Origin of the sequence: Blautia sp. MSK.18.38 (assembly GCF_024460535.1) — a bacterium.
Lineage (GTDB): Bacteria > Bacillota > Clostridia > Lachnospirales > Lachnospiraceae > Blautia_A > Blautia_A fusiformis.
Genome location: NZ_JANFYP010000083.1, coordinates 1 through 936, shown reverse-complemented (window position 1 = coordinate 936; position 936 = coordinate 1). Strand labels below are relative to the sequence as shown.

Annotated in this window: 1 protein-coding gene; it reads left to right on the top strand. The window is 37.9% G+C overall.

Annotated features, from left to right (window positions below; genetic code table 11):
* Nucleotides 1–882: tyrosine-type recombinase/integrase (locus NE638_RS17815; RefSeq protein WP_173746871.1), on the top strand; the 882-nt coding region annotated here is incomplete at its 5' end.
* Nucleotides 883–936: the final 54 nt, after the last annotated feature.

The window sequence follows — 936 nt, the reverse complement described above, 5'->3', positions numbered from 1 at the left end:
GATATTAAGAAATACTACAATTATCTTGTTGATGAAAGAAATTTGAAGCCTTCAACGATTGATAATATACATACGGTTCTTCATCAGGTTTTACAGATTGCTGTCGATGATGACTTTATCAGAAATAATCCGTCAGATAATGTGTTGAGAGAATTGAAAAAAGCACATTGTTTTCAGTCGGAAAAGCGTAGAGCGTTGACGAAACCGGAGCAGGAGCTATTTCTGAATTTCCTGAAAACCCACCCTGTATATGAACACTGGTATCCGGTCTTTGCAGTAATGATAGGAACTGGACTTCGTGTGGGGGAAGTAACTGGATTGAGATGGTGTGATATTGATATGGAAAGTGGAATGATTGATGTTAATCATACTCTTGTATATTATGACCACAGAACCGAGGGAAGTAAAAGTGGCTGTTATTTCAATGTAAATACAACGAAGACTCCGGCGAGTATGAGGCAGGTTCCAATGCTCGGTTTTGTGAAAGAAGCATTTGAACATGAGAAACAGAAGCAGGAAGATTTAGGACTTCATTGCGAGGTCACGATTGACGGATATACAGATTTTATTTTCATCAATCGTTTTGGTCAGGCACAGCACCAAGCCACACTCAACAAAGCAATACGAAGAATTATCCGTGATTGCAATGATGAGCAGTTTTTGCACAGTGATGAACCTGATGTATTACTTCCTCATTTTAGCTGTCACTCGCTTAGACATACATTTACAACAAGAATGTGTGAAGCTGGAGTAAATATAAAGGTCATTCAAGATGCACTCGGACATTCAGATATTTCAACTACACTGAACATCTATGCTGATGTTACAAAAGAAATGAAAGCGGAAGAGTTCAAAGGATTGGATAGCTACTTCAAAGTATAATATTGGACTTCACATACAGAAAGAGAACATACAGAGTGTTGTGTGTTCTTTTTT